Source organism: Pseudonocardia sp. T1-2H (genome assembly GCF_038039215.1).
GTDB lineage: Bacteria > Actinomycetota > Actinomycetes > Mycobacteriales > Pseudonocardiaceae > Pseudonocardia.
Map to the genome: position 1 here is coordinate 3,199,335 of NZ_JBBPCL010000001.1, position 12,167 is coordinate 3,211,501.

Annotated in this window: 12 protein-coding genes; 3 read left to right on the top strand and 9 right to left on the bottom strand. The window is 74.0% G+C overall.

All coding sequences use genetic code 11. The features are described 5' to 3' along the window. The first annotated feature begins 57 nt into the window (after positions 1 to 57). Together WBK50_RS15875 and WBK50_RS15880 are read left to right on the top strand one after the other, a co-directional pair. Positions 58 to 960, top strand: coding sequence for a PAC2 family protein (locus WBK50_RS15875; RefSeq protein ID WP_341336362.1), 903 nt, complete (start codon positions 58 to 60; stop codon positions 958 to 960). Next, the gene (locus WBK50_RS15880; protein ID WP_341336363.1) at positions 957 to 2,111 is read left to right on the top strand and encodes an MFS transporter; all 1,155 of its coding nucleotides are present in this window, start codon (positions 957 to 959) and stop codon (positions 2,109 to 2,111) included. Before WBK50_RS15875 ends, WBK50_RS15880 begins: the two co-directional genes overlap by 4 nt. Here WBK50_RS15880 and WBK50_RS15885 read toward each other — a convergent pair. The 3 genes from WBK50_RS15885 to WBK50_RS15895 form a co-directional block, all read right to left on the bottom strand. Next, entirely contained in the window at positions 2,108 to 2,470 is a 363-nt protein-coding gene (locus WBK50_RS15885) for a DUF2237 family protein (protein ID WP_341336364.1), read from the bottom strand. The two genes, WBK50_RS15880 and WBK50_RS15885, sit on opposite strands and share 4 nt — an antisense overlap. 14 nt (positions 2,471 to 2,484) lie before the next feature. Beyond that, a complete protein-coding gene (mshC, locus tag WBK50_RS15890; RefSeq protein ID WP_341336365.1) occupies positions 2,485 to 3,723 on the bottom strand; it encodes a cysteine--1-D-myo-inosityl 2-amino-2-deoxy-alpha-D-glucopyranoside ligase in 1,239 nt (412 codons plus the stop codon). Positions 3,724 to 3,805: 82 nt separating this feature from the next. Next, the gene (locus WBK50_RS15895; RefSeq protein ID WP_341336366.1) at positions 3,806 to 4,795 is read right to left on the bottom strand and encodes a bile acid:sodium symporter family protein; all 990 of its coding nucleotides are present in this window, start codon (positions 4,793 to 4,795) and stop codon (positions 3,806 to 3,808) included. 70 nt (positions 4,796 to 4,865) lie between these two features. Here WBK50_RS15895 and WBK50_RS15900 point away from each other — a divergent pair, with 70 nt between their 5' ends. Continuing rightward, positions 4,866 to 5,735: a LysR family transcriptional regulator gene (locus WBK50_RS15900; RefSeq protein ID WP_341336367.1), complete on the top strand. Its 870-nt coding sequence runs from the start codon at positions 4,866 to 4,868 to the stop codon at positions 5,733 to 5,735. Between the two features lie 69 nt (positions 5,736 to 5,804). Here WBK50_RS15900 and WBK50_RS15905 read toward each other — a convergent pair whose 3' ends face one another. From WBK50_RS15905 to WBK50_RS15930, 6 genes are all read right to left on the bottom strand, one after another. Continuing rightward, entirely contained in the window at positions 5,805 to 7,763 is a 1,959-nt protein-coding gene (locus WBK50_RS15905; protein WP_341336368.1) for a VWA domain-containing protein, read from the bottom strand. Next, the gene (locus WBK50_RS15910) at positions 7,756 to 9,156 is read right to left on the bottom strand and encodes an ATP-binding protein (RefSeq protein ID WP_341336369.1); all 1,401 of its coding nucleotides are present in this window, start codon (positions 9,154 to 9,156) and stop codon (positions 7,756 to 7,758) included. The genes WBK50_RS15905 and WBK50_RS15910 overlap by 8 nt, the downstream gene beginning before the upstream one ends. 52 nt (positions 9,157 to 9,208) lie before the next feature. Further along, positions 9,209 to 10,114 (bottom strand): M56 family metallopeptidase, encoded by a 906-nt coding sequence (locus tag WBK50_RS15915; protein WP_341336370.1) that lies wholly within the window; start codon positions 10,112 to 10,114, stop codon positions 9,209 to 9,211. Between the two features lie 29 nt (positions 10,115 to 10,143). After that, positions 10,144 to 10,485: a BlaI/MecI/CopY family transcriptional regulator gene (locus tag WBK50_RS15920; protein WP_341336371.1), complete on the bottom strand. Its 342-nt coding sequence runs from the start codon at positions 10,483 to 10,485 to the stop codon at positions 10,144 to 10,146. A gap of 54 nt (positions 10,486 to 10,539) precedes the next feature. After that, positions 10,540 to 11,172 carry a L,D-transpeptidase gene (locus WBK50_RS15925; RefSeq protein WP_341336372.1) on the bottom strand — a complete coding sequence of 211 codons (633 nt, stop codon included), beginning with the start codon at positions 11,170 to 11,172 and terminating at the stop codon, positions 10,540 to 10,542. A 204-nt stretch (positions 11,173 to 11,376) separates the two neighbouring features. Next, entirely contained in the window at positions 11,377 to 12,111 is a 735-nt protein-coding gene (locus WBK50_RS15930; protein ID WP_341336373.1) for an enoyl-CoA hydratase, read from the bottom strand. Between the last annotated feature and the right edge of the window lie 56 nt (positions 12,112 to 12,167).

A 12,167-nucleotide genomic window follows, 5' to 3' on the forward strand; every position in this document is an offset into this window, starting at 1 on the left:
GTAGCCGCCCGGGGACTGCGTACGTCGCCGCGCCGCCCGTGGCCGTAGGGTGGACAGATGAACGATCGAGAGCCGAGACCGGGGGTGGCGGGCACGCCCTCCGAGCTTCCTGACCTCGTGGACCCGGTGCTCATCGCGGCCTTCGAGGGCTGGAACGACGCCGGCGAGGCGGCGAGCACCGCCCTGGAGCATCTCGAGCTGAGCTGGGACGCCGAGCCGCTGGCCTCGATCGATCCCGAGAACTACTACGACTTCCAGGTCACGCGCCCGCTGGTCCGGATGGCGGACGGGGTCACGCGCAGGATCGAGTGGCAGACGACGCGGCTGTCCATGGCCAAGCTGCCGGGCAGCGGCAAGCACGTCGTGCTGGTGAACGGGATCGAGCCGAACCTGCGCTGGAAGTCCTTCTGCCAGGAGCTGCTGGGCTACGTCGAGCAGCTGGGCGTGACGAAGGTCATCACCCTGGGTGCCATGCTGACCGACGTCCCGCACACCAGGCCGACGCCGGTGCGGGGCACGTCGTACGACAAGACCTCCGCCCGCGCGATGGGCGTCGAGCCGTCGACCTATCAAGGACCGACGGGCATCGTCGGCGTCTTCCAGAACGCCTGCGTCGAGGCCGGGGTGCCCGCCATGTCGTACTGGGCCGAGGTGCCGCACTACGTGTCCCAGGCCCGGGTGCCGAAGGCGGCGGTGGCGCTGCTGCACCGGGTCGAGGAGGCCCTGGACGTCGAGGTCCCCCTCGGGGCCCTGCCCGAGCAGGCCGAGGAGTGGGAGCGCACGGTCAGCGAGATGGCCGAGGCGGACGACGAGGTGCGCGAGTACGTGCGCCAGCTCGAGGAGCAGGCCGAGGAAGAGGAACAGGCCACGGAGCTGCCGGAGGCGAGCGGGGACGAGATCGCCGCGGACTTCGAGCGCTACCTGCGCCGGCGCGGGACCGGCGGACCCGGGGACGCATGAGCGGTTCCCCTGGCGCGGTGCGCCGGGCGGGTCTGTACGCGGGCGCCTACCTGGGTCCCTTCGGCGGCGGGATCGCCGTCGCCATGCTGCCGGAGCTGGGCGGGACATTCGGGGTCTCCCCGGGTGCGGCCTCGGCGTCGCTGACCGCCTACATGCTGCCCTTCGCGCTGGTCATGCTGGCGTCGGGGACGCTCGGTGAGCGCTGGGGGCGCAGCCGCACCGTCGTCGTCGGCTATCTCGTGTACGCCGCGGCCACGGTGGGCTGCCTGCTCGCGCCCACCTGGGAGACCTTCCTGGTGGCCCGCGCCGGCCAGGGCGTCGCCAACGCGTTCACCACTCCCCTGTTGCTCGCCGCGCTGGCCGGGGCCGTCGAGCCCAGCCGGCTCGGTCGTGCGCTGGGCTGGTTCGGGTCCCTGCAGTCCGCCGGGCAGACGTCCGCACCGCTGGTCGGCGGCCTCGCCGCCGAGGTGGACTGGCGGCTGGCCTTCGTGGTGCTCGGCGTCGTGGCCCTGGTGCTGGCGGTGATCGGGGTGCCCACGGAGGGGAACACGGGCGAGGCGCGCCCGCGGCCCACCCTGCGCAGCGCCTGGCGGCCCGACGTCGTGCGCGCCGGGGTAGTCGCCGCGATCGGCTTCGGCTGTCTCGGCGGGCTCGGGTTCCTCGTCGCGCTGCGCCTGCAGGACGCGTTCGCCCTCGACGCCGGGCCGCGCGGGCTCGCGCTGACCGGGCTCGGCATCGCCGGCATCCTCACCGCCCGGCTGATCGGCGGCGGCGTGGACCGGCTCGGCCCGCGGCGGTGCGTGGTGATCGGCGCGCTGACGGGGGCGGTGCTGCTCGTCGGCGTCGGGCTCGCGCCCGCGGTGTGGCTGGTCGTGGCCTGCTGGACGCTGGCCGGGGTGCCCAGCCAGCTCATCCTGGTCGGGGTGAACACGCTGGTCCTGGGCTCGGGCGGGGGCAACGCCGGGGGCGCGGTCTCCGTCGTGCAGGCCCTGCGGTTCGTGGGGAGCTCCGCGACGCCGGCCGCGGTCCCGCCGATCTACCACGCGGATCCGCTGGCCGGGTTCCTGGTGCCGGCGGCACTGCTGGCCGTCGTCGTGCCCGTCGCGCTGCCCCGAGCCCGTCCGGGAGCTGCGGACCCGGACAGGCCCTAGCCCTGGGCCGCGTGCGCCCTGAGGTCGTCCAGGTCCACCCACTCCAGCGTCCGGGCGTGCGTCGCCTCCAGCACCACCGGCGGCGCGACCCCCGCGCGCAGCGCCTCGGCCCAGCGGTCCGCGCACAGGCACCAGCGGTCCCCCGGGGTGAGCCCGGCGAACCCGTACTCCGGCTTCGGCGTCGAGAGGTCGTTGCCCCGCTCGCGGCTGAAGTCCAGGAACTCCGCGGTGACCTGCGCGCACACGGTGTGCACGCCCTGGTCCTCGCCGCCGGTGTCGCAGCAGCCCGTGCGGTAGAACCCCGTCATCGGGTCCGTGCCGCACGTCGCGAGCTCGCCACCGAGCACGTTGCGGGCCATCAGGGCCCTCCCGTCTAGAGTGCGATGCCCAGGAGGGCGTCGATCGCGGTCCGGGCGAGCGCCGGGGCGCCGGCGTCCGTGCCGCGGCGGGTGAGGGCCTCGTCCGCCCACGCGTCCACGGCGGCGAGCGCGCGCGGGGTGTCCAGGTCGTCCGCCAGGTGCGTGCGCAGGTTCGCGACCAGCTCCGCCGCGTCCGGGCCGGAGTCCAGCGAGACGGCCTCGCGCCAGCGCGCCAGCCGCTGCTCGGCGGTCGTGAGCAGGTCGTCGGTCCAGGCGCGGTCCGTGCGGTAGTGCCCGGACAGCAGGGCGGCGCGGACGGCGTTCGGGTCCACCCCGGCGGCGCGCAGCTTGGAGACGAACACCAGGTTGCCCCGGGACTTGGACATCTTCTCGCCGTCGAGGCCGATCATCCCGGTGTGTGTGTAGTGCCGGGCGAAGGGGTGCTCGCCGGTGAAGGCCTCGGCGTGCGCGGCGCCGCACTCGTGGTGCGGGAAGATCAGGTCCGAGCCGCCGCCGTTGAGGTCGATCTGGTTGCCCAGCCGGTTGAGCGCGATCGCGGCGCACTCGACGTGCCAGCCCGGGCGGCCGTCGCCGAGGTCCGACGCCCAGCTCGGCTCGCCCTCGCGGGCCACCCGCCAGAGCAGCGGGTCCAGCGGGCTGCGCTTGCCGGGGCGCTCCGGGTCCCCGCCGCGCTCGGCGGAGAGCTTCAGCATGGTGGCCTCGTCGTAGTTCGACTCGTAGCCGAAATGCCCGGTCACCGACGAGTCGAAGTAGACGTCCGGGAACTCCGGGTCGTCGACGCGGTAGGCGGCGCCGGACGCGAGGAGCTTGCCGACGAGCTCGGAGATCTCGTCCATCGCCTCCACGGCGCCGATGTAGTGCTGCGGCGGCAGGACGCGCAGCGCCTCCATGTCCTCGCGGAACAGCGCGGTCTCCCGCATGCCGAGGACCACCCAGTCGTCCTGGTCCCGGGCCGCCCGCTCGAGCAGCGGGTCGTCGATGTCGGTGACGTTCTGGACGTAGGCGACGTCGTGCCCGAGGTCACGCCACAGACGGTTGATCAGGTCGAACGCCAGGTAGGTGGCGGCGTGGCCGAGGTGCGTGGCGTCGTAGGGGGTGATGCCGCAGACGTACATCGTCGCCGTCGCCCCCGGCGCGGTGGGGCGGACCCGGCCGGTGGAGGTGTCGTACAGGCGGAGCGGCGGTCCGCTGCCGTCCAGCGCGGGGAGGTCGACGGGGGCCCAAGTCTGCATACGCCCACCCTAAATGCTCGGGAGGGGTGCTCCGGCCGTTCGGGCGCACGTCACCGCGGCGGCCGGCGTCCCGGAGCGTCGTTCACGCGGCGGCGGGCACCGGTTCGGCCGGCGCGGTCCGGGCGAAGCGGCCCGCGAGCCAGGCGCACACCATCAGCTGGATCTGGTGGAAGAGCATCAGCGGCAGCACCAGGAGCCCGACGCCCGTCCCGGCGAACAGCACCCCGGCCATCGGCAGCCCGCTGGCCAGGCTCTTCTTCGACCCGCAGAACAGGATCGTGATCCGGTCCTCGCGGGAGAAGCCGAGCCAGCGCGGGACGACGGCCGTGACGGCCAGGACCACGCCGAGCACCGCCACGTCGACCGCCAGCAGGGCGCCCAGCGCGCCGAGGGACAGGCTGCTCCAGATCCCGGTGACCATGCCCTCGCTGAAGGCCACGAAGACGACCAGCAGGATCGATCCCCGGTCGACGATCTTGAGGACCTTCGCGTGCCGGGCCACCCAGCCGGCGATCCAGGGCCGGACCAGCTGCCCGAGGACGAACGGCGCGAGGAGCTGCAGCGCGACGTCGAGCACCGCCCGGCCGGAGAACCCGCCGTGCGAGGACAGCAGGACGGCGGTGAGCACCGGGGTGATCACGATGCCGCCGAGGTTGGAGAGCGAGGCGGCGCAGATCGCGGCCGGGACGTTGCCGCGGGCCACCGAGGTGAACGCGATCGACGACTGCACGGTCGACGGGAGGCAGCACAGGAACAGCACGCCGACGGCGAGCTCGCGGGGCAGGACGGACGCCGGCAGGAACTGCGCCGCGAGCCCGACCAGGGGGAACAGCACGAAGGTCGCGAGCACGACCGTCCCGTGCAACCGCCAGTGCTTGAGGCCGTCGACGGCCTCGCGGGGGGCGAGCCGCACGCCGTAGAGGAAGAACAGCAGGCCGATCGCGACGCTGCTGGCCCAGCCGACGCCGGTCGCCCAGCTGCCGCGGGCCGGGATCAGCGCGGCGACGCCCACCGTCACCAGGATCATCAGCAGGAACGGGTCGACGCGGATGTTCTTCAGGCGGACGAGCACCCCACCAGTCTCGACCCACCGTGGTGATTCGGAAACGCACGCACCACGATCAGTGTCAGTGCGATCTATGATGAGTGGTGTGCTCGACCCGGTGCAGCTGCGCTCGTTCGTCGCGGTCGCGCGGGCGCTGAGCTTCACCCGGGCCGCGGCCGAGCTGGGCATCCGGCAGTCGACCGTGAGCCAGCACGTGCGCAAGCTGGAGACCGTCGCCGGGCGGCCGCTGCTGGTGCGGGACACCCACACCGTCGCCCTCACCCCGGACGGCGAGGCGATGCTGGAGTTCGCGCGCACGATCCTGGACACCGGGGAGCGGGCGCTGGCGCACTTCGGCGGCGAGCAGGTCCGCGGGCGGCTGCGGTTCGGGGTCTCCGAGGACCTCGTGCTGACCCGGCTACCGACGATCCTCGCCGAGTTCCGCCGCCGGCATCCGCGGGTGGACCTGGAGCTGACGGTCGGGCTGAGCGAGAACCTCGAGCAGCTGGTCGATCACGGCGAGATCGACCTGCTGTTCGCCAAGCGCTCCCCCGGCCGGACGGGCGGGACCCCGGTGTGGCGGGACCGCTTCGTCTGGGTGGGCGGACCGGACCTCGCCCACCTCGGGCCGGACGACGCCGTCCCGCTGGTCAGCTATCCCCCGCCGAGCCTGTCCCGGGCCGCGGCGATCGCCGCGCTGGAGGAGCACGGCCGGCCGTGGCGGATGGCCTGCACGAGCGGGAGCCTCAGCGGCCTGCGCGCCGCCGCCCTCGCGGGGCTGGGCGTCGTCGCGCACGCGGAGACGCTGATCCCCGCGGGCCTGGTGCCGATACCGCCGAGCAGCCGGCTGCCGGAGCTGGGCTCGTTCGTCTTCGTGCTCTCGACCGGCCACCGCGTGCCGACCGACCCCGCGAAGGCCCTCGCCGACACGATCCAGGCCGCGAGCACCCGCCTCCGAGAGCGATGAACATCGCGTCGTGGAGCCACAACGCGCTTCTCGGGTCCCGGGAATCGCGTCGTGGCTCCCTGACGCAGGTCAGGTGCGGCGGGTTCTGAGGTAGTCCGCCACCACCTCCGCGCCCAGGCCGTCCAGGGTCGGGGTGACGATCCTGCCCCCGCAGCGCTTCGCGACGTCGTCCATGAACGCCGCGAGCCTCGGGTCCTCGCCCAGGACGAAGAAGGTGAAGTTCGCCTTCATGCCGGCCAGCTTGTCCAGCTCCCCCACCGTCGCCCGCAGCGTGTACGGGCTGGGCGGGTAGTCGAAGTAGGCCTCCCCGTCCGGCTCGAGGTGCGCGGTCGGCTCCCCGTCCGTGACGACGAGGACCACCGGCAACGCGTCCGGGTGCCGGCGCAGGTGCCGCCCCGCCAGCAGCAGGGCGTGGTGCAGGTTGGTGCCCTGCGCGTACGCCCCCTCCAGCCCGACCAGCTCGCCCAGCTCGACGGACCGCGCGTGCCGGCCGAAGGTGATCAGCGCCAGGTCGTCCCCGCGAAACCTCGTGGAGATCAGCTGGTGCAGGGCCAGCGCGGTGCGCTTCATCGGCACCCACCGCCCCTCCGCCACCATCGACCAGGAGGTGTCGACGAGCAGCGCCACCGCCGCGCGGGTGCGCTGCTCGGTCTCGACCACCTCGACGTCCGTGACGTCCAGGTTCCGCGGGTCCCCACCCGCCTTGCGGAGCTGCGCGTTGAGCAGCGTCCGCGGCACGGACCAGGCCTCGGTGTCCCCGAACGCCCACGGCCGGGTCGCCCCGGTCGCCTCGCCCGCCGCCCCGGACCGCCGGGTCTCTCGTTCCCCGCGTCGGGACGAGAGCTGATCGACCACGTCCGACAGCACCGACTGCCCCAGCCGCCGCAGCGCCTTCGGGGAGAGCTGCAACGTGCCGTCGGCGGCCCGCTCGAACAGGCCCTGGCGCTGTAGCTCCCGCTCCAGCTGGGCCAGCGTCCGGGCGTCGACGGCGGCCTGCTCGCCGAGCAGCTCCGTCAGGGCGTCCAGGTCGACGTCCTCGATCCTCGCGCCCGGGTAGCTCTGGGCCAGCTGCTCGGCCAGGGCGTCGAGCTGCCCGAGCTGTTCCATGGCCCGGGTGGCCTCGCCCATGCCCATCGGGTTGTCCCCGCGGAACCGGCCGGAGCCCTCCCAGTCCTCCCCCGGCCGCAGCCCCTGGAGCTGCGCGTCGAGCTGGGCCAGGGACTGCGCGAGCCGCGGGTCCCCGAACGCCTGCCGGGACAGCTCCGCCAGTTCGGCGCGCTGCTCGGCGGACATCGAGTTGAGCATCCGCTGGGCGGCCGCCGCGCGGGCGGCGAGGAGGTCCGCCAGCTCGTCGGTGTTCTGCGGGTTCTCCGGGAAGAACTCGCCGTGCTTGCGCATGAACTCAGAGAACTGCTCGGTGGTGTCCTGGCCCTGCGCGTGGTTCGCGAGCAGCGCGTTGAGGTCGTCGAGCATCTCGCGGATGCGCTCGACGTCTTCGGGCGTCGCGTTCTGCATGGCCTGCTTCATGCCCTCGAAGCGCTGGTCGAGCATCTCGCGGCCGAGCAGGTCCCGGATCTCCTCGTAGGCCTCGCGGGCGTCGGCGGAGCGCCAGTCGTACTCGCCCAGCTCGCGCACGGCGCCGCCCGGGTCGTTCGGCAGCGCGTCGAGCTGCATCTCGCGGAAGCGGGCGTCGTCGCTGTCCTCGTTGCCGAGGGCCTCGCGCTCGGCGGAGAGGGCACGTTGCAGGAGTTCGCGGACCTCCTGCAACGTGCCGTCGAGCCGGTTGTCCCGCTGCAGGTCCCGGCGGCGCTGCCAGACCTCGCGGGTCAGGTCGTCCAGACCCCGCCTGTTCTCCATGCCGCGGCGGAGCAACTCCTGCATCGCCTGCCGCGGCGAGGAGCCCTCCATGACGTCCCGGCCGATCTCGTCCATCGCCGCCCGGATGTCGAACGGCGGGGCCAGGGGATCCGGCCCGCCGTGGTACGGGCCGTACGCGTACCGGAACCTGCGGCGCCGGGGATCAGCCATACTCCACCGTGTCTCCGTCGTCGGCCGAGTCCTTGGCCAGCTTGCGGGTGAGGAACAGGTACTCCAGCGCGAGCTCCGCGGCCGAGGCCATCGGGCCCGGGTCCTCGGTGCCGGCCGCGTCCAGCCGCTTCGCGACCTCGGTCAGCGCCTCGACCTGCGGCAGCTTCGCGACGACCTCGACCGCCGGAACCCGCTCGCCGGTCCGGACCGGCCGGGTGGCGACCTCGGCCGCGAGCTCCGAGAGGTCGACACCGCGGAGCGCGAACCGCGCGGTGTCCGCGACGGCCCGGCGCAGCAGGTGCTCGAGGATCTCCTCCTCGCGGCCCTCCTCGCCGGACTCGAACTCCAGCTTGCCGCGCAGCACCGCGGGGACGGCCTCCAGGTCCACCGGGCGCGCGAACGCCCTGGCCTCCCCGGTGATCGCGGCCCGGCGCAGCGCGGCGGCGGCGACGGTCTCGGCGGCGGCCACGGCGAACCGCGCGGACACCCCGGACCCCTGGTCGACGGCGCTGGACTCGCGCAGGTGCCGGGTGAACCGCGCGACGACCTCGATCAGGTGCCGCGGGACCTCGGCGTTGAGCTCGGCCTCCTGCTGGACGAGGGCGACCTCGTCCGCCACCTCCAGCGGGTAGTGCGTGCGCACCTCCGCGCCGAAGCGGTCCTTCAGCGGCGTGATGATCCGGCCGCGGTTCGTGTAGTCCTCCGGGTTGGCGGAGGCGACGAGCAGGATGTCCAGGGGCAGTCGCAGCGTGTAGCCGCGCACCTGGATGTCCCGCTCCTCCATGACGTTGAGCAGCGAGACCTGGATGCGTTCGGCCAGGTCCGGCAGCTCGTTGATCGCGACGACGCCGCGGTGCGCCCGCGGGACGAGGCCGAAGTGGATCGTCTCGGGGTCGCCCAGGGAACGCCCCTCGGCGACCTTCACCGGGTCCACGTCGCCGATCAGGTCCGCGACGGCGGTGTCCGGGGTGGCGAGCTTCTCGGTGTACCGCGCCGAGCGGTGCTTCCAGGTGACCGGCAGGTCGTCCCCCAGCTCGGCGGCGCGGCGGATCGTGGCCGGCGCGATCGGCTCGTAGGGGTGCTCCCCCAGCTCCGAGCCCTCGATCACCGGCGTCCACTCGTCGAGCAGGCCGACGATCGAGCGGAGCAGCCGGGTCTTGCCCTGGCCGCGCTCGCCGAGCAGCACCAGGTCGTGGCCGGCGAGGAGTGCCCGCTCGAGCTGCGGGAGCACGGTGGACTCGAAGCCCACGATCCCCGGCCAGGCGTCGCGGCCCGCGCGCAGCGCGGTGAGGAGGTTGTCCCGGATCTCGGTCTTGACGCCCCGCAGCTCGTGGCCGGACGCGCGCAGCGCGCCGAGGGTGCGGGGGAGGTCGGAAGGTGGTGTGACTGGCACGGGGACGACGCTACGCCCGCATCCCGACGGTTCGCGCGGCGTTACCCAGGCTTCACGGGGCGAGCAGCAGCACCGTCGGCACCGCGACCAGCGCGATCGCCCCCAGCCGGACCAGCACCCGTCGGGGCCGGGACAGCGCCGCGGGATGGCTGCTGATCCGCTCGATCCGGGCGTCCAGGGCGTCGGTGAACGAGGTGAGCGCCGCGGCCGGCGCGGACCCGCCGACCGTGCGCAGCGCGCCCACGAGCTGGTTCGGCTCGGAGCGGCAGGCCGCGACGTCGTCCGCCCGCATCTCGATCAGGGCCGCGACGGCGAGCTGCGCGCACACCATCCCCCGCACGAACGGCGCCGTGGCCCCCCACGCGACGAAGGGCAGGACGACGAGGTCGTGCCGTTCCCGCAGGTGGGCACGTTCGTGCGCGAGAACGGCCCAGACACCCTCGGGCTCCAGCGCCTCCAGCACCCCGGCCGACACGACGAGCCGGGAGCTGCGCCCGGGCAGGCAGTAGGCGACGGGCAGCGGATGGTCCAGTACCCGGGTACCGGGCGAGTCCGGCCAGGGTGTGGCCAGCACGTCGAGGAGGTCACGGTGGCGACGGCGAGCCCGCAGGGTCCGCAGTGACACTGTGGTCAGCACCCACAGGAGCCGCCCTCCGACGATCACCGCCACGGCGAGCGCCGCGAAGTGCACCACGTCCAGCCCCGCGGGCCAGCGGGCCACGGACCATTCCCGGACCAGCACCGGGACCGCCTCGGCCAGGTTCGCGCCCAGCGGTGACAGCCCGAACACCAAGCCGGACCCGATCAGCGACAGCCCGCCGGCCAGCCCGATGGCCTGCCACATCAGCAACGCGCCGACCGGATCGCGACGGGGCCAGCTCGCCCGGGAGAACGCACGACTGACCGGCTCGGCGAGGACTACGCCGAGCACCAGCAGGCCGAGCGCGGTGAACGGCATCGGCACATTCTCGCCGTACGGCCCGCGGGCTAGTCCAGCAGGTCGCGCAGACGGGCGCGCTCCTCCTGCGGGATGGACCCGAGGAAGCGCGCGAGCGCGGCCCCACGGTCCGGCGCGCCGTCGAGCGCGTCGTTCATCAGCTCCGCGACGTGGTCCTCGCGGCTGGCGGTGGGGCGGTAGTGGTGGGCACGCCCGTCGCGGGTCCGGTTCACCAGCTGCTTGCGCTCCAGCCGACCGAGAACCGTGAGCACCGTGGTGGTGGCCAGGTCACGCGCGCAGAGCGCCTCCTGGACGTCGCGGGCCGTCAACTCGTGATCGGCGGCCCACAGCACCTCCATCACGGCGCGTTCCAACTCACCCAGACTCGGCACGGCGCGATTCTACCCCGCGTAGAAAGGGGCCGGCGCCAGGAATCGGGGTGGCCTCTACGTGATCTGGACCTCGTCGCCGACGGCCAGGTGGTCGAACCACGTGACGGCGTCGTCGTGCAGGAGCTTCACGCAGCCCGCGGACGGGGTGTCCTGGCGTCCCTCGTGGAAGGCGATGCCGCCGTCGGCGAAGAAGACCGAGTACGGCATCTGGGTCAGGTACTCGCGGCTCGTGTACTGCTCGGCCTTCCACTGGACCCGGAAGGTGCCGAGCGGCGTCGGGTCCTCGTCGTCACCGGTCTGCACGAGGACCGGGCCGCGGACGACCTCGCCGGCGTCGAGCAGCCAGGCGCGGCGCCCGTCCCGGTCCACGCAGGCCCGCGCGGTGGCTGTGCACGGGGTCCCGAGGACGCGCGCGGGCACGGGCGCGGGGGCGGCGGTACCGCTCGGCGTGGAGCCGCGCGGCTCGGCCTGCCCCGACCCGGCGGCGCGCGCCTTGGTCAGGGGCAGCAGGCCGGGTCCGTCCGCGGAGGTCGTGGGGACCGGGTCGCCGCCGGGCGCGGCCGTGCCGACGCCGGTGAGGACCGTCCCCGCCACCACGACGAGTCCCGCGGCCAGGCCTGCGAGGGCGACCGCCCGGCGCCGCCCGCCGCCGGGGCGAACCGGATCCTGCCGCGCGTGCCCGCCCACTGCCTGCTCCTCGATCGTCGTCGGCGCACCCCGGATCGGTGCTCCTACGCACGTCAACGACCGCGCGCCGATCGAGTGACGCCATCTGTGACCATCGGTCGACCTTCAGCCGAAGGCGTGGTTTCCCACGGTCACCCCCAGGAACACCGCGCCGGACCGATGACCGGGAGTCACGGTCCGCCGTCGATTGCTCCGTTCGCGGTGTCAGCGGCCGGTGAACGAGGGTCGGCGCTTCTCCAGCCGCGCCCGCCGCCCCTCCGCGATGTCCTCGCTCGCCCAGCAGCTCTCGAACGCGGCGGCCAGCTCGGCGTCGTCCTCGGGGAGGTCGACGCGGTCCAGCACGAGCTTGTTGTAGGCCAGGGTCAGCGGCGCCATCGTCGCGAGGTCCGCGGCGAGCGCCTCGGCGTCCGCGCGCTCGCCGACCCGGTCCGCCAGCCCGCGCGCGTGCGCGAGCTCCGCGCCCATCTGCTCGCAGGCCAGCAGCAGGGCCCGCGCCGTCCCGCCGCCACCGATCTGTTCGAGACGGCGGATCGTCCACGGGTCCACCGCGAGCCCGAGCCGGGCGGTCGGCAGCCCGAACACGGCGCCGGGGGCGGCGACCCGGATGTCGCAGGCGATCGCGAGCTGGGTCCCGGCGCCGATCGCCGGCCCGTTCACCGCGGCGACGACGGGCATCGGCGCGGTGTGCACGGCGCCCAGGGCGGCGTAGAGGGCGTCGCGGAAGCCCTCGCCGTACACCTCGCCGAAGTCCGCGCCCGAGCAGAAGGCGCTCCCCCGGCCCGTCACCACGATCGCCCGGACCTCCGCCTTGCGGAGCTCCTCGACGGCCCCGACGAGCTCCCGGCAGGTCGCGACGTTCAGCGCGTTGCGCTGGTCCGGCCGGTTCAGCTCGATCGTCCCGACCCCGCTCGCGGAGACACCGACCACCACGTTCGTCACGCTCGTAGACCTCCCTCTCACCGTCCCGCGACGGCGTGATCACCAGGGGCAGGCTA